Origin of the sequence: Rhizobium sp. P32RR-XVIII (assembly GCF_012641395.1) — a bacterium.
Classification (GTDB): Bacteria; Pseudomonadota; Alphaproteobacteria; order Rhizobiales; family Rhizobiaceae; genus Rhizobium.
Genome location: NZ_JABAIH010000001.1, coordinates 913,442 through 932,705, shown reverse-complemented (window position 1 = coordinate 932,705; position 19,264 = coordinate 913,442). Strand labels below are relative to the sequence as shown.

Here is a 19,264-nt window from a genome sequence, read left to right as displayed (position 1 = left end):
GATGACCGCAGCAGTACCTGCAACCGCCGTCGCCCTGCCCGCCGCCGAGCCGCTGAAGGCTGCGCGCGACTCGCGACCGTTGCGCCTCCTCACCTGCGGCAGCGTCGACGACGGCAAATCCACGCTGATCGGCCGCCTGCTCTGGGACACGAAAGCCGTCAAGGAAGACCAGGCCGCAACGCTTCAGCGCGATTCCACCGGCAAGCAGAACGATCTCGGCCTGCCGGACTTCGCGCTTCTCCTCGACGGCCTGCAGGCCGAGCGCGAACAGGGGATCACGATCGACGTCGCCTACCGCTACTTCGCGACCGACAAGCGCTCCTTCATCGTCGCCGACACGCCCGGCCACGAACAATACACCCGCAACATGGCAACCGGCGCTTCGACGGCCGATCTCGCCGTGCTCCTGGTCGATGCCCGCGCCGGCATTCTGGAGCAGACGCGCCGCCACGCGACGATCGCCTCGCTCCTCGGCATCAAGCAGTTCGTGCTGGCGGTCAACAAGATCGACCTGACCGGCTACGACCGTGCGGGGTTCGAGAAGATCACTCATGAGTTCAAGGAATTCGCCCTCTCGCTCGGCGTCAAGCAGATCACCGCGATCCCGATGTCGGCGCTGAAGGGCGAAAACGTCGTCTATTCCGGGCAGGCCGCCATGCCCTGGTACACGGGTCCGACGCTGGTCGAGACGCTGGAGCTTGCAACCGTCCGCTCCTCGCAGACGGTCGGCTTCCGCCTCTCAGTGCAGCGCGTTTCGCGCCCCGGTGAAAGCTTCCGCGGCTATCAGGGCACCGTTGCCGGCGGCTCGGTGAAGCCGGGCGACAGCGTCATGATCCTGCCGTCGGGCATGGTCGCCAACGTTTCCAAGATCGTCACCTTCGATCTGGTGCGCAACGCGGCGGTCGCAGGCGATGCGATCACCCTGGTGCTCGATCGCCAGGTCGACGTCGCGCGCGGCGACATGATCGTCTCGATCGACGCGCAGCCGCAGACCGGTCTCTCCTTCGACGCGCACATCGTCGCGCTGCAGCCGGAAGGCATCGAGGCGGGAAAGCGCTACTGGCTGAAGAGCGGCAGCCGCCGCCAGCGCGTGCAGGTGCAGCCGCTCAGCCAGCTTGAGCTGAAGACCGGTGCCTGGAACCCGGCCGAGAGGCTTTACATGAACGCGATCGGCAAGGTGCGCCTTGCCTTTGACGAAGCCGCGATCTTCGATCCCTACGATCAGAACCGTTCCACCGGCTCCTTCATCCTCATCGATCCGGATACCAACAACACGGTCGCCGGTGGCATGGTGACGAGCAAGCGCTCGGAACTCGGCGGTCTTCATGCCGGCGACGCGCGCGTTATCCTCTCGTTGCCCGCCGACCTCGCCGACCAGATCATGGCCAGCGAACTCTTCGCCAACCGACGCGACGAAGCCCATGTGCACCGGATGACGGCCGCGGAGGCGGCGGAACTCTGGAAGAACGCCGCAAGCGATATCTGAACGTGATCAAGGGGCCGCAAGGCCCCTTTTTCCTATCACGTCGAAGCGCGCTCGATGAGGCGCGCCGCAGTTAGCAACGCCTTCACTTATATCCGCCTCAAACTGATCAGCACGAGGACAATGGCCAGCAGGAGCAATGCGACGCTCGATGGGCCATAGCCGAACCCGCGCGTCGCCATATAGGGCCAATATGGTAGGGCGCCAAACATGATGACTATCAGGACAACAAGCAGGATCGTGCGCAGCATTTCATCCTCCTCAGTTCAGTTGAATGCGGCCGTAGCTCACATTCCCTGGCAGCGGCGATAAGCTTCTGTCCTTCTTGCTTATGAACTGCCTATATCATCGCCCCGCGTTGCTCGCCATGGTGCAGACCGTCTTGCAGCATGGCCGCATCGACAACACAGTGATTTTTACTCGGGTCACGAGCAGTCGAATATAGAGCTACTATAAGTGGATATCCATGTGGATCGAGCGAATACTCGCCCTTGTGATCAGGGCGGAGTCTTCTTGTTCGGCGTCGGCAGCGCGGGAGAAGGTTCACAAGGGTCTCAAGTCTGAAAACCCGCCCATACGCACATGCTAGTCCGGGCTTCCAACAACAGGCAGCGAACGCGTTATAACTGCTCAAACGGTCCGCGATCGGTCCGTTGTCAAGAAATGGTATTTTCGGAGAAATGCTCTTTCGGGATAAAAGCCCGTAAAACCGAACTTTTCGGCTGGTCGGAGTGGAGTGATTCGAACACTCGACCCCCACGTCCCGAACGTGGTGCGCTACCAGACTGCGCTACACTCCGTGACCAGCGGCGCCTCTATAGACCGGCCCATCCCGTTGCGCAAGCACCAAATTTCAAAAACCGGCGGCATTTTTTTACAGTGGCGTGACAGCACTCGAGCGCGTGAACACTGCAACAAAAAGCCACACCCGCAGCAAATTTCGCAATTGCGAAGCAGAGGCAATTTTCTTTTTCCGGGTTCCGCGCTAAAGGGCTCGCGGGACACGCGGAAACCGTTGGCCAGCAATGGTTTGCGCCCTCAATGCGCAATAAATTCAGGGACGATTAAATGACACTCCGCACCATTGCCGCGGCCGGGCTTGCCATTGCGCTTGCCGGCTGCACGACCATACCTTCTGCAAGCGATCCTATTTCAGCACGCTGGGTCGGCCAGTCGGCCGGCAAGTTCTTCGCCGCCTACGGCCCGCCGATCGCCGACACCGAAGACGGCTCGGCCACCGTTTACACGTGGAAGGGCGGCTACAAGACCGTCCGTGTCCCAGCCAAATATGAGGATGGCGAAAACGGCAAGCGCGGCAGGCAGGTCAGTGCCGCCCGCACGCTCTACCTGCGCTGCCAGGCCCAGGTCACCACCGATTCCAGCTATACGATCCGCAGCATCCGCACCATGGGCGACATCCCGGGCGAAAACAGCAAATCCTATTGCGGCGAGTTTTTGGCGCCGGCGCAGCCGGGGCAGTGATTAACCGATTGCCCGCCGGTGAAGATCGGCGGGCAAGAAGGCTTCGTTGGCGGCCTTCCCGATCGACGTTATCGCCATCGACATACCCTTGTCGAAATCTCCAATCGCCCGTTCTCGAATGCGCCAAAGCGGGCGCTACCGCATGACGGTGGAGATCTTTGGGATATGTACAATTCGAATAGATGAAGCAACCTATCCTTATATTATTAGCAACTAATGTGTCCCGCGACTCGATTGAATCTGGGGCGCAAAAATGCGTGAATTTTTCAGCCGGCATGCCCATCGATTTGTTCGCGACGAAGGCGGCAACTTCGCAATCCTGACGGCGCTGGCAATGGTTCCGCTGCTCGGGGCGGCCTCCGTCGCTGTCGACTTCACAAATGCCAGTTTCGAGGCTGACAAGTTGCAGGAGTCGCTGGACAGCGCCGCGCTTGCGGCGGTGCGGTTTTTCGGTGAGGGCCACACCGAGGCGGAAGCCACCCAGCTGGCGAACGAAATGTTCGCAGGAAATTGGGACGTTTCCAACGGCAACGAGGAAGCCACGCCGGCGGCGCAACCTCCATCTCTGCACATCGTCTATTCCCAGGTGGGACAGCAGATCATGGCGGCGGCTGACTATGCGTTCAACTACAAGCCTGTGTTCCTGACGCGCCTGTCGTTCCCTATCTCCCGCCGCAGCAGCGCCTCTTACCAAACCGGCACGGAAGCCTGCATCCTGGCGCTTCACCCGACGGCCGACCGCGCGTTCGACGTCAGCGGCAGTTCCAAGGTCGACACCTCGGGATGCTCGATCACCGCAAACTCAAACAGCAACGAAGCCATCTATGTCGGCGGCTCGGGGACCCTGAAGACGGAATGTCTTTACACGCCCGGCAAGGTGTCGGCGTCGCCGAGCAGCATCGACCTCGCATGCGGCCAAGCGCGCGAAAGAACCCCCGCGGCCATCGACCCGTTCAAGCGCAAAACCATGCCGGCAGCCGGACAATGGGTGGACCTGTCCGGATGCGGACAGGTCTTTGTCGGCGGCGGTGGTGGCGGCACCTGCAATGGAACGGGCAAGACGCCAAGCAAGCCTCCCGCAGGATATTCCGTGACGCTGAAGCCGGGGACGTATGACGGCCTCGAAATCAAGGGCAATGTGACGCTGCAGCCCGGCAATTACCTGATCGACGGCGGCACGCTGAAATTCGCCAGCCAGTCGGTCATCACCGGCGATCAGGTCACCTTCTTCCTGCTGAACGGTGCCGAGATTGACATCCATGGCGGCTCGACCTTCAACATCACCGCCCCTACATCGGGTGCATGGGCTGGATTCTCGATCGTCGCCGACCGCAGCAACACCGCCCCTGCGGTCATCAACGGGAACAGCAACTCGCACCTCAACGGCATCATCTACATGCCGGCAGCCGAGGAAGTCCAGTACGCTGGCAATGGTGCGACGACTGGCGAATGCGTCCGCATCATCGCCCAGCAGATCACCATGACCGGCAACAGCACGTTCAAGCTGGATTGCAAGTCGGAACTGGCGAACAACCAGATCAACAATCCCGGCGCTATCCGGCTTCTCCAGTGAAAGTGTGATACCGGCGACCGACGGAGTGGCGGTCACCTTCTCGTAAAGCAACGCGTACAACAGTCTGCGAATTTGATTCCAGCTATTCATTAAATGCGGGGAAAACTGCGATTCTGGCTTGAAAAGGGAAACTTGGCTGGGGCGCCAGGATTCGAACCTGGGAATGCCGGTACCAAAAACCGGTGCCTTACCGCTTGGCGACGCCCCACCAGAGCATGAGAGCGGAATCCCGCTTGCCGAAGCGAGGCCTGATTAGCAAAGGTCCGGCTGCCTCACAATCACTAACTTGCGCCTCAAGCCATATTTCTGTGCGCTATCGGCCGTGCTAGGTCTGGGCCTGCGCTATCCAAGCCGACGGAGAGATGATGAGCCAGTACCGCGCCCGCCCGCCTGCCCTTGCCACGCTTCTTCTCGACGATGCCGTGGTGCGCATCACGCGCTGGGATTTCGAGCCGGGTGCGGATACCGGCGTGCATACGCACGGGCTGGGCTATGTCGTGGTGCCGATGACCGATTGCAAATTCCTGATCGAGGATGCGGACGGCAGCCGCCGCGTCGACGTCGCCAAGGGAGCGGCCTACCGGCGCGAGGCGGGCACGGAGCACAATGTCGTCAATGCCGGAAGCGAGCCGATGTCGTTCATCGAGATAGAATACAAGTAAGCCATGGCGAGCCCGAAATTCGATCTGGCCTTCGAGCCTCACTATGGCCGCGCGGTGGAGGTTGAGCCGGGGGTGCAGCGCATCACCGCCAACAATCCAAGCCCCTTCACCTTTCACGGAACGAATACCTACATCGTCGGCACGTCGTCCGTCGCGGTCATCGATCCGGGACCGGAGAACGAGGCGCATTTCCAGGCGCTGACGGAGGCACTGGCGGGCCGCAGGGTCACGCATATCTTCATCACCCATACGCATCGCGACCACTCGCCGCTTGCCGCGCGGCTGCGACGCGAGACCGGCGCGCTCACCGTCGGCGAAGGGCCGCACCGGGCGGCGCGGCCGCTCCATGACGGCGAGGTCAACCCGTTTGCCGAAAGCTCGGACACCGGCTTTGTGCCGGATATCGCGGTCAGCGACGGCGAGACCATTGAGGGTGACGGGTGGGCGCTGACCGCCGTCCTAACGCCGGGCCACGCCGCAAACCACGCCGCCTTCGCGCTCGAAGGAACCGGCATCCTCTTTTCCGGCGACCATGTCATGGCCTGGGCGACCTCCGTCGTTGCCCCGCCGGACGGCTCGATGGCCGATTACATGGCCTCGCTCGACAAGCTGATCGAGCGCCGCGACCACCTGCTTCTGCCGGGCCATGGCGGGCCGGTGCGGCGTCCCGTTACCTTCATGCGCGCTCTGAAAACCCATCGCCGCATGCGCGAACGTACCGTGCTTCAACGGATAAAGGCGGGCGACCGGCTGATCCCCGACATGGTGAAGGTGATCTACCGCGATACCGACCCCAGACTCCATGGCGCGGCGGCGCTTTCGGTCTTCGCGCATATCGAGGATCTGGTGGAGCGCGGCGAGATCACGACCGACGGGCCGCCCCGGCTTCTCGGCGCATATCGGCCAAGCTAAAGCAAAGGCGGCGCTTCGCGCCCGCCCTACCCTGCGATCCCCAGCAGCTCCATATCGAGGGCTGCGAGATATTCGCCGGCGATTTCGGCGCTGAGGCCGAGATCGCTCTGACCGTAGCGGGAGGCAACGCGGATGTCGACGAAGGTGGTTTCGGCTTCTTCGCGCAGGCGGATCAAGACATCGAAGCGCAGGCCGAGGATGAGCGTGCGTGTCTCGCCCTGCAGCGTCACGCCGTTTGCACCGCGGATCAGCTTTGCGACGTCATCCTCGAAAGGCCGGGGCATGGGAACGGGAACCTGATCAGGCGCTTCGGCGACGGCATCGCTGCCCGGCGCGGGCTTCGCCGGCACATCCTCTAGGTCACGGACCGGCTCGCCTTCGCCTTCAGTCTTGGTAATGGTAATGCGGTTTTGCTTTGCCACCTTCTTCACGGCTTCCAGAACGCGGTCGATCGCGCCTTCGTAACGCCTGCCGGTGAGTTCGGGATAGGCAAGAAGCTGTTCTTCGCGTTCCTGCGGCGACACATCCGGGTTGCGCTTCATCCAGATCTGATCGGCGTGCGGCGGCGAGAGCCAATCGGGTGCCGAAGAGACATCGGTCGATACGTCGTAGATGGCCGGCAGCGTCAAGTAACGCTCGGCGGCAAATCCGCCGAATGCCAGCGGAAAAATGGCAAAGATCAGCGCTTTCAGCGCATCCAGCCCGCCTTCGGCTCCGGTCATCCAGAGGCTTCTGAGACCCTCGGCCGCCAGCAAGGCGGCAAACAGTGCACAACCGAAGGAAAAAAGAACAAGCAGCACGAAATAGGGCGTCGCCAGCCCGCCGAAGCGATGGGCGATGAGCACCGCGACCCAGAGCACCAGTGCAAACGCCCCGATGCGCCGCGAAAAGCGGGCCGAATTGGAAACGGGGCGGTCAAAACGGATGGCCATCAAATTTACCGGTTACGCGCAGCGCGCATTCGCCTGGGGAGCCCCGAGAGGAGCGCACTTTTGTTTATGGCAAGATTCGTCCAAATTGAAACTGTTGTCTCGCCACACGGAGCCCGCAATCCACCCAAAAGGGTGAGATGGCTTTCATAAGCAAGATCTGATATGTCGAAAGGGTGATCTGGGTTTTGGCACAACTGGAAGGAGCATAGAGGGCAATGCTTTCATCGGAAACGACCACAAAGCCGCAGACTTCCCGGCGAGGCACAAGCGATCAATCCGCATCCTTCCTGCCGATGGAGCTTCTCCAGCTCGAGCTTTCGCTGGAAGGTTATGACGGCGGCGACGCAGGTTTCTGCGACGCCGTGCGCACCGCGGCGGGTAATGCCAGGGGCGAATTCCTCTTCGATCTTCCGGCCGCCGGCCTGATCGAGGATTGCAAGCGCATCGGCGTTTTGCGTGTGCCGTCGGTCAATGGCGGAATGCGGGTCCTGCTTGCCGTTCTCGATGGCAACAGCTCGGAAATCCGGATCCAGGCGCCGGATCAGGAGACGGCCCATCTCGTGCGCTTTGCGGATGCCTTCATCGAGGTTCTGGAGCGCATCTGACGAGTTCATCGTTTTTTCCGGTGCTTGTTGACGCGAGCCGGCAAATCGCCTTTTGTCGGGCGACCGGTTCATGCATCGGAGAATGTGCACCATGCGTCTTTCCGCCCTTTCCTTCGCTCTCGCTGCGGTCGCAATCGGCCTTTCGGCTTGCCAGAGTGTGACGCCGGCAGAGCAGCGAGCCATCGATGACCGGACATGCCTCAGCTATGGCTTCCGGCGCGGCACCGATGCCTTTGCCACCTGCCTGCAGCGCATCGAGCTTGACCGGCGCGCCGACGCACGGGCCTTTCGCTTGCAGGCGGACGACAACTTCGACCGGTTCATCTCCGGTTCGCGTTACGACCGCTGATTACCGTTGATGGCTGCCTGCGCTGCCGCCAGCCGGGCAATCGGCACGCGGAATGGCGAACAGGAGACGTAGTCGAGGCCGATCTCTTCGCAAAAATGGATCGAGACCGGGTCACCGCCATGCTCGCCGCAAATACCGAGTTTCATGTCGTTGCGCGTGCGCCTGCCGCGTTCGGCGGCGAGGCTGATCAGCTCGCCGACTCCCTCGAAGTCCAGTGAGATGAAGGGATCGTGCTCGATGATTCCCTTGCGCTGGTACGTCGGAATGAAGGCGGAAGCGTCGTCGCGGGAAATGCCGAAGGTCGTCTGCGTCAGGTCGTTGGTGCCAAAGGAGAAGAATTCGGCAGCCTCGGCGATCTTGTGGGCGCGGAGAGCGGCGCGCGGAAGCTCGATCATTGTGCCGACGAGATAGTCGATCTTCAGGCCGCCTTCGGCCATGACGGCCTTGGCAGTCGTATCGATCCGTTCCTTGACGTAATCCAGTTCGGAACGCAGACCGACGAGCGGCACCATGATTTCCGGCACCACGGCTGCACCGGTTTCCTGCGCAGCGGCGACGGCGGCCTCGAAGATGGCGCGCGCCTGCATCTCGACGATTTCAGGATAGGAGATGGCAAGGCGGCAGCCGCGGTGGCCGAGCATCGGATTGAACTCGTGCAGCGCATCGACGCGTTGGCGAAGCGCGGTGGCCTCCATGGCCATGGCGGCCGCTACATCGGCAATCTCCTCGTCCGTCTTCGGCAGGAACTCGTGGAGCGGCGGGTCGAGCAGGCGGATGGTCACCGGCAGGCCGTGCATGACGGTGAAGAGGCCGGTGAAATCCAGCCGCTGCATCGGCAACAGCTTGTCGAGCGCCGCCCGTCTGCCCGTCTCGTCTTCGGCAAGGATCATCTCTCGCATCGCGTGGATGCGCTCGCCTTCGAAAAACATATGCTCGGTGCGGCAAAGACCGATCCCTTCGGCCCCGAAGGCGCGCGCGGCGCGCGCATCGGCGGGCGTGTCGGCATTGGTGCGCACCCTCATGCGACGAACCCTGTCGGCCCAGCCCATGATGCGGCCGAAATCGCCGGAAAGCTCTGGCTGGATCATCGGTACCTCGCCCTTCAGCACGTGCCCGGAGGAACCGTCGATGGTTATGACGTCGCCTTTTTTCAGGGTCACGCCCATGCCGATGAGGCGTTCGTTGCGGAGATCGATCCGCATGGTTCCCGCGCCGACCACGCAGGGGATGCCCATGCCGCGAGCAACGACAGCCGCATGGCTCGTCATGCCGCCGCGCGTGGTCAGGATGCCTTCGGCAGCATGCATGCCGTGGATATCTTCCGGGCTCGTTTCGACGCGCAGCAGAATGACCTTGCGGCCTTCCTCCTGCGCCTCCACGGCCTCCTCGGCGGTGAAGACGATTTCGCCCGTGGCAGCGCCCGGCGAGGCCGGCAATCCGGATCCGATCACCTGGCCCTGGACGCGGGGATCGATCGTCGGATGCAGAAGCTGGTCGAGCGTCGACGGCTCGATGCGCAGCACCGCCTGCTCTTCGGTGATCAGCTTCTCGTCCACCATGTCGACGGCGATCTTCATCGCTGCCTTCGTCGAACGCTTGCCGGAACGAGTCTGCAGCATCCAGAGCTTGCCGCGCTCGATCGTGAACTCGATGTCCTGCATATCGCGGAAATGCGCCTCGAGCTCGGCGCAGATGCGGGTGAGCTCGGCAAACGCTTCCGGCATCAGCTTTTCCAGCGATGGGCGGTCGGAGCCGGAATTGATGCGGCCTTCCTCCGTGATGCTCTGCGGCGTGCGGATGCCAGCGACCACGTCTTCGCCTTGCGCGTTGACCAGAAATTCGCCGTAGAGCGACTTCTCGCCCGTCGAGGGATTGCGTGTGAAGGCAACCCCCGTTGCCGACGAATTGCCGAGATTGCCGAACACCATGGCCTGGATGTTGACGGCCGTGCCCCAGGTGCCTGGGATGTTGTGTAACTGGCGATAGGTGACTGCGCGCGGGCTCATCCAGCTCGAAAAGACTGCGCCGACGGCCCCCCAAAGCTGCTCTTCCGGGTCTTGCGGGAACTCCTCGCCGAGTTCCTCTTCGATCAGCTCCTTATAGAGCAAAACCACATGCTGCCAGTCGGTGGCGGTGAGTTCGGTATCAAACTCATGGCCGAGGCGCGCCTTCTGGTCCTCGAGGATTTCCTCGAAGATTTCGTGGTCGAGACCCATGACCACATCCGCATACATCTGGATGAAGCGGCGATAACTGTCCCAGGCGAACCGGGCGTCCCCCGCATCATGTCCGAGCGCCTGCACGGTTTCGTCGTTGAGACCGAGATTGAGAACCGTGTCCATCATGCCCGGCATGGACGTGCGGGCACCCGAGCGGACGGACAGAAGCAACGGCCGGTCCTTTGCGCCGAAGCGCCGGCCGGTCGACGCCTCGATCGTTTCCAATCCGCGTCGAATTTCCTCTTTCAGGACGGTATCGATGCGTTTGCCGGCCGCATAGTAATCACTACAGGCGTCCGCGATGATGGTGAAGCCCGGCGGCACCGGCAGGCCAAGGCTGCACATCTCGGCGAGGTTGGCGCCCTTGCCGCCCAAGACGTCATGGTTTCGGGCGCGGCCTTCCGCCTGCCCTTCGCCGAACGTATAGACGAGCTTGGTCATCTTTCCCCCGATCGTAAAATCAGGCCTAGCTTATTCCCTTGGTCCTGAAATGAAAATCGACAAATACGGCGAAATGTTGCATCGCACAAAAATGCGGCCATTTTCGAGGAAAGTGGTGGAGAAAAAGAAAAGGGCTTTGCGGGACCGGCAACAACGGTCCCGCAAAGCCTTTTTTCCGTCCAGCCAGGAACCCGGACGGGGGGTCTCGAAAACCAGGCAAAATCCAGATCACCCTAATCCGGTATGCTACCCGGTAGATCCAACATGCGATGGACTGTTCAGGTCCGCCTTTGTAAAACAACTTCTAATTCAATTTCATAAAAAGCGCATCACCCAAGTGGGTTAGTACGCGGTGGCAGCAGCGACCTTTTTTGGGGTTTTCTAAAAAACCTTATTTTTCAGCCGGTTTCCCGAAGGCGTTCGGCGGTCTGCAAATCCACAGAAACAAGCTGCGATACGCCTTGCTCAGCCATTGTTACACCAAAAAGTCGATCCATGCGAGCCATGGTGATCGGATTATGAGTAATGATCACGAATCGAGTCTCCGTCGACGCGGCCATCTCATCCATCAGATTGCAGTAGCGCTCGACATTGTGGTCGTCGAGGGGAGCGTCGACCTCGTCGAGTACGCAGATCGGCGCCGGATTGGTAAGGAAGACCGCGAAGATCAGGGCCATGGCCGTCAGTGCCTGCTCGCCCCCAGAGAGAAGCGTCATGGTCTGCGGCTTCTTGCCCGGCGGGCGTGCGAGGATTTCGAGCCCAGCTTCCAGAGGATCATCCGATTCGATCAGCTGCAGCTCTGCCGTCCCGCCACCGAAAAGGTGAGTAAAGAGGCGCTGGAACTGGGCGTTGACAACGTCGAAGGCAGCGATCAGACGCTCGCGGCCCTCGCGATTGAGGCTCTGGATCGCGCCGCGGAGCTTGCGGATGGCATCGATGACGTCGTCGCGCTCCTTGATCAAGGCCTGAAGCTTTTCGGTGAGCTCCTTCTGTTCTTCCTCCGCACGCAGGTTGACTGCGCCCAGGCGCTCGCGCTCCATCTTCAGGCGTTCCAGCTCGCGCTCGACCTCACGCGGATCGGGAATTGACTGCGTGGGCTGCAGGCCCGTCAGGCGGAATGCCTCATGCGGCGGAACATTCAGCGCCTCGCGAATACGGCCCTCACTCTCCTGCCGCTTTTCCCGGGCGGAGACGAGGCGCTCTTCGGCCCGGCCACGCCGCTCGCGGCTTTCGGCAAGTTCGGAAAGGGCGATGGCAGCCTTGTGATCCGCGTCGCGCTGCACGAGCTCGGCGGCAGCCAGGAGATCGGAGGCCTCGCGGCGTGCGGCCTCGGCCTTCTGCAGCTCGCTCAGCAGCGCACGGCGCTTGTCGTCGAATTCATCCGGAGCCAATTCGAGTTCGGCGGCTTCTTCGCGAGCTTCTTCTTCGCGCTCGCGCAGGGTCGCGATGTGATCCTCGGCGCTCGCGGCGCGATGGCGCCAAGTCTCGCGTTCCTGGCCGATCGCCACAATCCGGCGCTGGCGGGCCTCGTTCTCGCGGCTGAGGCTGTCATGGCGGGCGCGAGCTTCGGCCGTAAGGCCGCGCTCGGTCGCGACTGCAGCCTGCTGGATCCGCAGCCGCTCATCGAGCGCCGTCAGGTCAGGCGCGTCTTCAAGCTCGATGCGCGCATTCTCTTCCTGAATGGCAAGGTCTTCCAGCTGTGACTGGAGCTGGCTGACGGCCTCGGCAATCACGTCTCGACGGCGAATGAGATCGCCGGAGGCGCGTTCGGCGGCGGCCAGCGCGTCACGAGCTTCGGCGAGGTGCCGGGCCGCAAGGCGGCTGATGTCACGCACCTCGATGAGCTTGTGTTCCTCTCTGCGAATGGCCTCAGCCGCCGACTGAAGCCGCTCCTCCGCCTCGGCCAGACCATCGCGGGCAAGCGAGACTTCGTTCTCCAGCTCGCCGAGCCGATTCCTCTGGGCCAGGCGCAGAGCGGCGGCGCTTGGGGCGTCGGCACCGGTCACATGACCATCCCAGCGATAGACCGCGCCTTCCTTCGTCACCAGCCGCTGTCCGGGCTGCAGGTCCTTCATCAGCCGCCGCGCCGCGTCGGCATCGGCAACGAGGCCGATCTGCTTCAGGCTGCGCGTCAGGGCCGCCGGGGCGGCGACATGGTTCGCCAGCGGCACGGCACCGGGCGGCAGCGCAGCGTCGGACGCACCGTCGCCGTTCTGCGACCAATGGACTGGCGCCTTCGAATCGAGCGGCGATTCCAGATCGTCGCCGAGGGCTGCACCCAAAGCCGTTTCGAAGCCGCGATCAACGTTGAGCTCATCGGCAACCGGCCGGAATTCTCCGGCTGCAGCTCCGGCCGCAAGCATGCTCGAAATCGTGCGAGCTTCCGTTTCGAGCGCATTGAGCTTCGAGCGGGCCTGATCGACCGGCGCGCGGGCAAGCGCTTCGGCTTCGCGGGCAGCGGCAAGCGTCCGTTCGACCGCCTGGATCGCCGCTTCGGCCTCGGCAACCGCCCCCTCGCCCGCCTCGACCATCGCCCGCTTCTCGTCAGGATCGGGCAGCGCGGCGATCTTCCCGGCAACACCGGAAAGCTCGCGATTCGCTTCGTCCATCTGCCGCTCGAGGCGCATCTTGCGGTCGGCCAGATCGCGGATCGCGCGCTCAAGCTGATTGCGCCCGGCGGCGGCTTCGGCGCGTTCGGCCGTCAGCGCCGCGAAGACGCGCTCGCTGTCGGCGAGCCTGGCGGCCGCGTCTTCGAAGGCCTCTCGCAGCTCATCGGCATGGCGGCCGGAATCTGCCAAGATCTCGACGATGTCGGCCTCTTCTGCATCGAGCCGCGCAAGGATTGCGGCATTGTCGGACACCAACCGCTCCTCGCGGCGGATGTCTTCAGCAAGCTGCGTCAGCCTGCGAGTGAGCTCGTCGCGGCGCCGGAGAATGCGGTTTGCATCGTCCTCGAGCTGGGTCTTGGCGATCTGCAGGCGCTGAAGGGCCGCCGCCGCGCGCGCTTCGCCCTCGCGAAGCTCCGGCAGCTTCAGGCTGGCGACCGCCTGGGCCTTTGCGGCCTCCATCTGAACTTGGGCCTTTTCGGCAACGACGACCGTTGCCTGGTTAAGCGCGCTGTCGGCCTCGGCCTCCGCCTCCTTCGCCTGCACCCAGCGGATATGCAGGAGCGTTGCCTCGCGGGCGCGGATTTCGGCAGACAGCGTCTTGAAACGGCTCGCCTGGCGCGCTTGCCGCTTCAGGCTCTCGATCTGACTTTCGAGCTGCGAGGTTACGTCATCCAGCCGCTCGAGGTTGCCTTCGGCGGCGCGCAGCCGCAATTCGGCCTCGTGGCGGCGGGAATGCAGACCGGAAATGCCGGCCGCCTCTTCCAGCAACTGCCGGCGGGCCTGGGGCTTCGCCGAAATCAGCTCGCCGATGCGCCCCTGCCCGACCATCGAGGGCGAACGTGCGCCGGTCGAGGCATCGGCGAAAAGAAGCTGCACGTCCTTGGCGCGGCTTTCCTTGCCGTTGATGCGATAGATCGAGCCCTGCTCGCGCTCGATGCGGCGGGTAACCTGGATTTCGTCGCTGTCGTTGAAGGCGGCAGGAGCCCTACGCTCGCCATTGTCGAGATAGAGGGCGACTTCGGCCGTATTGCGCGCCGGACGATTTCCCGAACCGGAAAAGATCACGTCGTCCATGCCGGAGGCGCGCATGTTCTTGTACGAATTTTCGCCCATTACCCAGCGCAGCGCCTCGACCAGGTTGGACTTGCCGCAGCCATTCGGCCCGACGACACCGGTCAGGCCGCGCTCGATGATGAATTCCGCCGGCTCGACGAAGGACTTGAAGCCGACAAGGCGGAGCTTGTTGAACTTCATGCCGCGCCCTCGCGACGCGCAAAATAAAAAACGGGCGCACGGCTATTGCCGTCGCCCGTTGTCTTCAAACGGTTCGGATCAGAGCAGGCTATCGATGAGGGCCGACATGGTGTCAACCGGCATGTCTCCAGAATAGCGCTTCCCGTTAATGAGGAAAGTCGGCGTGGCGTTGACGCCAAAGTCCTTGGCGCCCCTTTCCCGGGTGGCATTCACTTCATCCAGAAGCTTCTGGTTCGTCAAGCACTTCGTAAAGCTATCCTCAGTAAATCCAGCGAGTTTGGACATCTGGAGAAGTGCCGCACGGCGATCTTCGGCTGCCGCCCACGTTTCCTGCTGCTTGAACAGCATGGCGACCATCGGGAAATACTGCTCCGGCGTGCTCAATTCTTCCGCGTTTGAGGCATTGCAGCGAGCGAGCATGAAGGCGGCGGCAGCGGCCGGATCGAACGGAAACTCGCGGATGATGAAGCGCGCCTTGCCGGTATCGACGTATTTCTTCTTGATCTCGTCAAAGGTCGTGTTGTGGAAATGCGCGCAGTGCGGGCAGGTCATCGACATGTATTCGACGATGGTCACCGGAGCATCTTCCTTGCCGAGCGCCATTTCCGGCAGGGGACCGGGCTTGAGCACTGCCGCCATGTCGACGTCGCCATCGGGCTGCGGAATCTCAGGCGCTGCATCGGCGGCTCCGGAGGCTGCCAAGGTCGCAGTCGCGGCGGCCATTGCGCAAAGAAGCTGGCGTTTCGTCAGTTGCATTTCAGAGATCTGCATGGGTTCCCCTAATCAAAAGAGCGGCTGAATGTGCGATATAACGGCATGCCGCCGCGAACAAGGCACGCTTCGCCAACTTTCTTCAAAGAATTGTGACCTTGATGGGTCAGCCAGATTAAATTGCGGACAGGATTCCCGCGCCAATACCGGAAAGGCGCTACCTGCCCTTCCTGCCCAGAACCGCAGTGCCCAACCGCTTGACCGCCTCGCGCAGCTTGTCGTCCGTTATGCCCTCCATCATGCCGTCGAGCCTGCGGGCTGCTTCGCCCTTCAGAGGCGGCGGCGTGCGGGACCGCTTGGGCGCCGGCGACACGGGTTTCTGCACGATTCGGATCTGGTGAACTGCGGCGAAGCCGAAGAAGCTGTTGATGCGCTGGATCAGTTCGCCCTGCGCATGCGTGAGGAAAAGGGCGCGGGCACCTTCGCAGGCGATCGTAAGGACGCCGGGCTTATAGGTGCCGTCTTCGCCGCCGCGGGCCCATGCGATCTTTTCCGGCCGGGTGCAATCGGCGAAATCCTCGCCGGCGATTTCATCCCAGGAGCCGAGCAGCGCCGTATTGATTCCGGCGCGCCGCGCAAGCACCGGATCGATTAGTCCGTTCGTCAGTTCGGAGATCTGCTGTTCACCTTTGCGTGGATAACTCATCGAAACCTTCGGATGCCGTCGCCATTCGGCGCCGCCGCCTTGATCGGCCGCGGTTAGTCCGCCAAGTATAGGGCACTTCCCCGTCCCGCGGCAAATGATGACCTCAACGACACTCGACGCGCCCACCGCACAACCCCTGCTTGACTGGTACGACCGGCATCACCGTGATCTGCCCTGGCGCGTTTCACCGCCGATGGCGGCGCGCGGCGTGCGGGCCGATCCCTATCGCGTCTGGTTGTCGGAAGTCATGCTGCAGCAGACGACCGTGCAGGCCGTGAAGCCCTACTTTGCGAATTTCCTTGCGCGCTGGCCGACTGTGCTCGATCTCGCGGCGGCGCCGAGCGAGGATGTCATGGCGGCCTGGGCGGGCCTCGGCTATTACGCGCGCGCCCGCAATCTCAAGAAATGCGCGGAAGCCGTCGCCAGAGATCACGGCGGCACCTTTCCAGATACGGAGGACGGCCTGAAGTCGCTGCCTGGCATCGGCGACTATACCGCAGCGGCGGTCGCGGCGATCGCTTTCAACCGGCGCGCCGCCGTCATGGACGGCAATGTCGAGCGAGTGATTTCCAGGCTCTACGCGATCGCAACACCGCTTCCGGCCGGCAAGCCGCTGATGAAGCAGAAGGTGGCGCTGCTGACGCCCGCCGATCGCCCGGGCGATTTCGCCCAGGCGATGATGGATCTTGGCGCGACGATCTGCACGCCGAAGCGGCCGGCCTGCCCGCTCTGTCCCTTCAGAGGATCGTGCGAGGCGCTACGCCTGCATGACCCCAAACAGTTTCCGGTGAAGGCGGCCAAGAAGGAAAAGCCAATCCGGCGCGGCGCCGCCTTCATCGCGGTCACGGCGGAAGGCGATATCCTCCTGCGGCGGCGAGTCGCAAGCGGGCTCCTCGGCGGCATGACGGAGGTGCCGACGACGGCATGGACGGCGCGGGCGGACGGCGAGACTTCCACGGACGCAGCCCCCTTCCCCGCGCAATGGGAGGCATGCGGCACCGTCAGCCATGTCTTTACACATTTCGAACTGAGGCTCTCGATTTATCGAACGGCGATCCCATCCCGAGTTCAGATGGATGACGGATGGTGGGAGCCGGTTACAAATCTTGAAGCCCAGGCGCTGCCGACCATCATGAAAAAAGCGATCGCAACCGCTATTCCTCTCGCGTTTACAACTCTGAAGAGATGACAATGACTGCATCAATCAATCACATCGTTTTCGATATCGGCAAAGTTCTCATCCATTACGATCCGAACATTCCCTTCAGCCGTCTCATTCCCGACGAGACCGAGCGCAAGTGGTTCTTTGATAATGTCTGCACCCACGACTGGAACGTCGAGCAGGACCGTGGACGCACCTGGGCGGATGCCGAGGCGCTGCTGATCCAAACCCACCCGACGCGGGAAGAGCACATCCGCGCATTCCGCAAGTACTGGCACGAGATGGTGCCTCATGCCTACGAGGACAGCGTCGCGATCATGGAGGGGCTGATTGCAAAGGGCCGTGATGTGACGATGCTGACGAACTTCGCATCCGACACCTTCCGCGAGGCGCAGGTGCGCTTCCCCTTCCTGACGAAGCCGCGCGGTGTCACCGTCTCCGGCGATGTCCGGCTGATCAAGCCGGATGTGGCGATCTACGAAACGCATGCGAAGAGTTTCGGCCTAGAGCCGGCGGCGACGATCTTCATCGACGACTCGCTTCCGAATGTCGAAGGCGCCAAGGCGGCGGGGTGGCAGGCCGTCCACTTCACCGGCGCTGCAAAACTGCGCAGCGATCTCGCCACTTATGGCGTAAGCGTCTGACGATGGCATTCGATCCGGTCGACGCGATCAAGCTGTTTCACGGCGCGATCAACGCACTCGATTTCGAAACGATCGAGAACTGTTTCGACCAAGACGCGACCTATGTGTCGAACGGCGTCGGAAATCTTGACGGACGCGATCAGATCATGGCCGCGTTCCGGAAATACTTCGACGATTATCCGGACCAGACGGCAGTCGATACGCTGATCGAAAAGGTGAGCCCGAACGCCGGGCGCGCCGTCTGGTCGGTGCGGGCGACGCACAGCAGAAGCGGCAAGCCGCTTATCCGCGAAGGCGAGGAAACAATCACCTTCGACCACGAGGGCCGCGTCACCCATGTCGAGGTGACCGACTACCAGGCTTTTTGAACGAACGGCTCTCCTTAGGAACAATTACCTCTCTTTGATGTTTGAATACAGCCGGCTTTCGGACCGGCTGTTGAAAAATCAATGAGACCGGCCGTGCCGGAAGGAGGTTACGATGGGTAGAGGTATTTTGCTTTGGCTGCTGGGCGTTCCGATCCCGCTCATTCTGCTAATCCTGCTGTTCTGGCATTGAGAGGCGGCAATGACGATAATCGAGACGACCACGACAAACGACATACCGCTCGAATCCTCATCGTCCGCCGTCAGCTGGGGACCAATCATCGCCGGAGCGCTTGCCGCGACCGTCATGACCCTGGTTCTCATGCTGATTGGTTCCGGCCTCGGACTGACGATGATTTCGCCCTGGGAGAATGACAGCAGTTCGCTGACGACGATCGGCACGTCCGCTGCCATCTGGCTGGTCCTCGTGCAATGGATTTCTGCCGCTCTTGGCGGCTACCTGACCGGCAGGCTGCGCACCAAATGGGCGGGCCTCCACACTTACGAGATCTTTTTTCGGGATACGGCGCACGGTTTCCTTGCCTGGGCTTTGGCGACGCTCGTCGTCGCATCGCTGCTGAGTTCGGCGGTCTCTTCGATCATCAGCACGGGCGCGCAGGCGACCACCTCGGCTGTCGGCGCTGCCGGAACAGCCGGTGCGGCAGCCGCTGCCAACGCGGACGAGATGACGAGCGGTTTTTCGCCATCCTATTTCACCGACGCCCTGCTTCGCCCGGCCGACCCACGCACCCCGCCGGCCAATCAGAGCAACGAGCAAGTGAGCGCCGAGGTGTCGCGCATCCTGGTCAGCGGGGCGACGAGCGGCGAAATCGCCCCTGACGACCGTACCTATCTGGATCAGGTCGTGGCATCCCGCACCGGCCTCTCCGAGGCTGATGCCAAAGCCCGAGTCGATGCGACACTGAAGCGTATCGACGATGCCAAGGCAGCCGCGAAGGAGGCAGCCGACACCGCCCGCAAGACGGCGTCTGTTGCGGCACTCGTTGGAGCGCTATCCCTTTTCGTCGGCGCTTTCTGCGCCTGTATCGCTGCTGCGATCGGCGGCCGGCAGCGCGACGAGGACGAAGAGAAGCTGGCTCTTCTCAAGCGTTAGAGCCTTCAAACGAAAGGCGCCCGGAGGGTTGATCCCCGGGC

The 19,264-nt window shown here is 62.4% G+C and carries 17 protein-coding genes and 2 tRNA genes; 11 read left to right on the top strand and 8 right to left on the bottom strand.

Going from position 1 to position 19,264, the window contains the following annotated elements:
* Position 1: 1 nt before the first annotated feature.
* The gene (gene cysN, locus HGP14_RS04735) at positions 2-1,486 is read left to right on the top strand and encodes a sulfate adenylyltransferase subunit CysN (protein WP_168828679.1); all 1,485 of its coding nucleotides are present in this window, start codon (positions 2-4) and stop codon (positions 1,484-1,486) included.
* Positions 1,487-1,572: 86 nt separating this feature from the next.
* Here the strand turns inward: cysN and HGP14_RS04730 are convergent, their stop codons facing one another.
* Both HGP14_RS04730 and HGP14_RS04725 read right to left on the bottom strand, forming a co-directional pair.
* Complete coding sequence (locus HGP14_RS04730; RefSeq protein ID WP_168828678.1) at positions 1,573-1,734, bottom strand: DUF3309 family protein; 162 nt, start codon at positions 1,732-1,734, stop codon at positions 1,573-1,575.
* 472 nt (positions 1,735-2,206) lie between these two features.
* Positions 2,207-2,283, bottom strand: a tRNA-Pro gene (locus HGP14_RS04725).
* 268 nt (positions 2,284-2,551) lie between these two features.
* On the opposite strand from HGP14_RS04725, the gene HGP14_RS04720 reads away from it, so the two are divergent.
* Positions 2,552-2,965, top strand: coding sequence for a hypothetical protein (locus HGP14_RS04720; RefSeq protein ID WP_168828677.1), 414 nt, complete (start codon positions 2,552-2,554; stop codon positions 2,963-2,965).
* Positions 2,966-3,218: 253 nt separating this feature from the next.
* On the top strand, positions 3,219-4,538 hold the full coding sequence (locus HGP14_RS04715; RefSeq protein ID WP_168828676.1) for a TadE/TadG family type IV pilus assembly protein: 1,320 nt from the start codon (positions 3,219-3,221) through the stop codon (positions 4,536-4,538).
* Between the two features lie 133 nt (positions 4,539-4,671).
* On the opposite strand, the gene HGP14_RS04710 is transcribed toward HGP14_RS04715, so the two are convergent.
* Positions 4,672-4,746, bottom strand: a tRNA-Gln gene (locus tag HGP14_RS04710).
* A gap of 157 nt (positions 4,747-4,903) precedes the next feature.
* Between HGP14_RS04710 and HGP14_RS04705 the strand changes: the two genes are divergently transcribed.
* Complete coding sequence (locus HGP14_RS04705) at positions 4,904-5,200, top strand: cupin domain-containing protein (RefSeq protein WP_168828675.1); 297 nt, start codon at positions 4,904-4,906, stop codon at positions 5,198-5,200.
* Positions 5,201-5,203: 3 nt separating this feature from the next.
* Complete coding sequence (locus tag HGP14_RS04700) at positions 5,204-6,112, top strand: MBL fold metallo-hydrolase (RefSeq protein WP_168828674.1); 909 nt, start codon at positions 5,204-5,206, stop codon at positions 6,110-6,112.
* A 26-nt stretch (positions 6,113-6,138) separates the two neighbouring features.
* Here HGP14_RS04700 and HGP14_RS04695 read toward each other — a convergent pair whose 3' ends face one another.
* A complete protein-coding gene (locus tag HGP14_RS04695; RefSeq protein WP_168828673.1) occupies positions 6,139-7,044 on the bottom strand; it encodes a DUF1499 domain-containing protein in 906 nt (301 codons plus the stop codon).
* Between the two features lie 215 nt (positions 7,045-7,259).
* Here HGP14_RS04695 and HGP14_RS04690 point away from each other — a divergent pair, with 215 nt between their 5' ends.
* On the top strand, positions 7,260-7,649 hold the full coding sequence (locus HGP14_RS04690) for a hypothetical protein (protein WP_168828672.1): 390 nt from the start codon (positions 7,260-7,262) through the stop codon (positions 7,647-7,649).
* Positions 7,650-7,740: 91 nt separating this feature from the next.
* On the top strand, positions 7,741-7,998 hold the full coding sequence (locus HGP14_RS04685) for a hypothetical protein (protein ID WP_168828671.1): 258 nt from the start codon (positions 7,741-7,743) through the stop codon (positions 7,996-7,998).
* Here HGP14_RS04685 and ppdK read toward each other — a convergent pair.
* The 4 genes from ppdK to HGP14_RS04665 all read right to left on the bottom strand — a co-directional run bounded on the left by ppdK (position 7,986) and on the right by HGP14_RS04665 (position 15,938).
* Positions 7,986-10,658 carry a pyruvate, phosphate dikinase gene (gene ppdK / locus HGP14_RS04680; protein WP_168828670.1) on the bottom strand — a complete coding sequence of 891 codons (2,673 nt, stop codon included), beginning with the start codon at positions 10,656-10,658 and terminating at the stop codon, positions 7,986-7,988. The genes HGP14_RS04685 and ppdK overlap by 13 nt on opposite strands.
* Before the next feature lie 398 nt (positions 10,659-11,056).
* Positions 11,057-14,521, bottom strand: a complete 3,465-nt coding sequence (gene smc, locus HGP14_RS04675; protein WP_168828669.1) for a chromosome segregation protein SMC — start codon at positions 14,519-14,521, stop codon at positions 11,057-11,059.
* A gap of 78 nt (positions 14,522-14,599) precedes the next feature.
* On the bottom strand, positions 14,600-15,292 hold the full coding sequence (locus HGP14_RS04670; RefSeq protein WP_168828668.1) for a DsbA family protein: 693 nt from the start codon (positions 15,290-15,292) through the stop codon (positions 14,600-14,602).
* 157 nt (positions 15,293-15,449) lie between these two features.
* Positions 15,450-15,938, bottom strand: coding sequence for a DUF721 domain-containing protein (locus HGP14_RS04665; protein WP_168828667.1), 489 nt, complete (start codon positions 15,936-15,938; stop codon positions 15,450-15,452).
* Between the two features lie 97 nt (positions 15,939-16,035).
* Here HGP14_RS04665 and mutY point away from each other — a divergent pair, with 97 nt between their 5' ends.
* The 4 genes from mutY to HGP14_RS04645 all read left to right on the top strand — a co-directional run bounded on the left by mutY (position 16,036) and on the right by HGP14_RS04645 (position 19,223).
* On the top strand, positions 16,036-17,127 hold the full coding sequence (gene mutY, locus HGP14_RS04660) for an A/G-specific adenine glycosylase (RefSeq protein ID WP_168828666.1): 1,092 nt from the start codon (positions 16,036-16,038) through the stop codon (positions 17,125-17,127).
* Between the two features lie 2 nt (positions 17,128-17,129).
* Positions 17,130-17,744, top strand: coding sequence for an HAD family phosphatase (locus HGP14_RS04655; protein WP_168828665.1), 615 nt, complete (start codon positions 17,130-17,132; stop codon positions 17,742-17,744).
* A gap of 2 nt (positions 17,745-17,746) precedes the next feature.
* Positions 17,747-18,112, top strand: a complete 366-nt coding sequence (locus HGP14_RS04650) for a nuclear transport factor 2 family protein (RefSeq protein ID WP_168828664.1) — start codon at positions 17,747-17,749, stop codon at positions 18,110-18,112.
* A gap of 199 nt (positions 18,113-18,311) precedes the next feature.
* Positions 18,312-19,223 carry a hypothetical protein gene (locus HGP14_RS04645; RefSeq protein ID WP_168828663.1) on the top strand — a complete coding sequence of 304 codons (912 nt, stop codon included), beginning with the start codon at positions 18,312-18,314 and terminating at the stop codon, positions 19,221-19,223.
* The last annotated feature ends 41 nt before the right edge of the window (positions 19,224-19,264 follow it).

Excerpts from the sequence above, each read along its gene's own strand:
- HGP14_RS04730 (WP_168828678.1), bottom strand. The coding sequence starts at position 1,734 with ATGCTGCGCACGATCCTGCTTGTTGTCCTGATAGTCATCATGTTTGGC.
- HGP14_RS04685 (WP_168828671.1), top strand. The coding sequence starts at position 7,741 with ATGCGTCTTTCCGCCCTTTCCTTCGCTCTCGCTGCGGTCGCAATCGGC.
- HGP14_RS04715 (WP_168828676.1), top strand. The coding sequence starts at position 3,219 with ATGCGTGAATTTTTCAGCCGGCATGCCCATCGATTTGTTCGCGACGAA.
- ppdK (WP_168828670.1), bottom strand. The coding sequence starts at position 10,658 with ATGACCAAGCTCGTCTATACGTTCGGCGAAGGGCAGGCGGAAGGCCGC.
- HGP14_RS04670 (WP_168828668.1), bottom strand. The coding sequence starts at position 15,292 with ATGCAGATCTCTGAAATGCAACTGACGAAACGCCAGCTTCTTTGCGCA.
- HGP14_RS04655 (WP_168828665.1), top strand. The coding sequence starts at position 17,130 with ATGACTGCATCAATCAATCACATCGTTTTCGATATCGGCAAAGTTCTC.
- HGP14_RS04665 (WP_168828667.1), bottom strand. The coding sequence starts at position 15,938 with ATGAGTTATCCACGCAAAGGTGAACAGCAGATCTCCGAACTGACGAAC.
- HGP14_RS04645 (WP_168828663.1), top strand. The coding sequence starts at position 18,312 with ATGACGATAATCGAGACGACCACGACAAACGACATACCGCTCGAATCC.
- smc (WP_168828669.1), bottom strand. The coding sequence starts at position 14,521 with ATGAAGTTCAACAAGCTCCGCCTTGTCGGCTTCAAGTCCTTCGTCGAG.
- HGP14_RS04705 (WP_168828675.1), top strand. The coding sequence starts at position 4,904 with ATGAGCCAGTACCGCGCCCGCCCGCCTGCCCTTGCCACGCTTCTTCTC.
- mutY (WP_168828666.1), top strand. The coding sequence starts at position 16,036 with ATGACCTCAACGACACTCGACGCGCCCACCGCACAACCCCTGCTTGAC.
- HGP14_RS04690 (WP_168828672.1), top strand. The coding sequence starts at position 7,260 with ATGCTTTCATCGGAAACGACCACAAAGCCGCAGACTTCCCGGCGAGGC.
- HGP14_RS04700 (WP_168828674.1), top strand. The coding sequence starts at position 5,204 with ATGGCGAGCCCGAAATTCGATCTGGCCTTCGAGCCTCACTATGGCCGC.
- HGP14_RS04650 (WP_168828664.1), top strand. The coding sequence starts at position 17,747 with ATGGCATTCGATCCGGTCGACGCGATCAAGCTGTTTCACGGCGCGATC.
- HGP14_RS04720 (WP_168828677.1), top strand. The coding sequence starts at position 2,552 with ATGACACTCCGCACCATTGCCGCGGCCGGGCTTGCCATTGCGCTTGCC.
- HGP14_RS04695 (WP_168828673.1), bottom strand. The coding sequence starts at position 7,044 with ATGGCCATCCGTTTTGACCGCCCCGTTTCCAATTCGGCCCGCTTTTCG.
- cysN (WP_168828679.1), top strand. The coding sequence starts at position 2 with ATGACCGCAGCAGTACCTGCAACCGCCGTCGCCCTGCCCGCCGCCGAG.